The sequence below is a fragment of the Streptomyces pseudogriseolus genome, from assembly GCA_002154585.1.
Taxonomy (GTDB): domain Bacteria; phylum Actinomycetota; class Actinomycetes; order Streptomycetales; family Streptomycetaceae; genus Streptomyces; species Streptomyces pseudogriseolus.
Genome location: MUNG01000623.1, coordinates 1 through 946 on the forward strand (window position 1 = coordinate 1; position 946 = coordinate 946).

Genomic DNA, 946 nt, shown 5'->3' on the forward strand with positions numbered 1-946 from the left:
GCGCTGATCTCCACGGCCGTGGCCGCGCTGCTCGCCTGGTGGATCGGCAGCCATCCCGAGGTCCAGGCCTCCATAGCGGCGCCCGCGGAACTCCGCGAGATGACCCGCCCCGGCGGCCAGTACGAGACGTACTACTCGAGCAATCCGGCCACCTCGTTCGCCGCCCAGGTGTGGACGAACAACGCGTGGGCCGCAGCCCTGTGCCTCATCCTCGGGGTGTTCCTCGGTCTGCCGGTGCTGTGGATCCTGTTCCAGAACATGCTCAACCTGGGCGTCGGCTTCGGCCTGATGTCCTCCGCCGGACGCCTCGACACCTTCCTCGGCCTGGTCCTCCCGCACGGCCTGCTGGAACTCACCGCGGTCTTCGTCGCCGCCGGCACGGGCCTCCGACTCGGCTGGACCGTCGTCGACCCGGGACCGCGCACCCGGCGCACGGCACTCGCCGAGGAGGGCCGGGCCGCACTGGCCATGGCGATCGGCCTCGCCCTGGTGCTGTTCGTCTCCGGGGCCGTCGAAGGCTTCGTCACCCCGTCGGGCCTGCCCACGTGGGCCCGCATCACCATCGGCGTCGTCGCGGAGCTGGCCTTCCTCACGTACGTCTACGTCCTGGGCGGACGCGCCGCCCGCGCCGGCGAGAACGGCGACCTGGAGGCATCCGGGCGAAGCGCCGACGTGCCCGTGGCCGCCTGATGTGCGACGGGCCCCGGTGAGCTGCTAGTGTCCTCTTCGCCCCACGGGAGCCGTTGACGCGGAGCCGGTGGGGAGGTAGATTTGAACAGTTGCCTGGAGATGGGGTTCAGACCCTGGAGGCGACGGTGAACATCTACTGGCTTCCCGCAGGGACACAGATTCCGCGGAAGCACCCCCGACAAGTCGGAAATCGAAGGCCGGTCAATCCGCCCCGGAACTTCTGATAAAGTCGGAACCGCCGGAAAGGAAAGCGCGA

General features: G+C 69.5%; 1 protein-coding gene. It reads left to right on the forward strand.

All coding sequences use genetic code 11. The features are described 5' to 3' along the window. Positions 1 to 690, forward strand: a 690-nt coding sequence (locus CCN29_RS33530) for a stage II sporulation protein M (protein WP_086686255.1), incomplete at its 5' end; no start/stop codon positions are given. Positions 691 to 946: the final 256 nt, after the last annotated feature.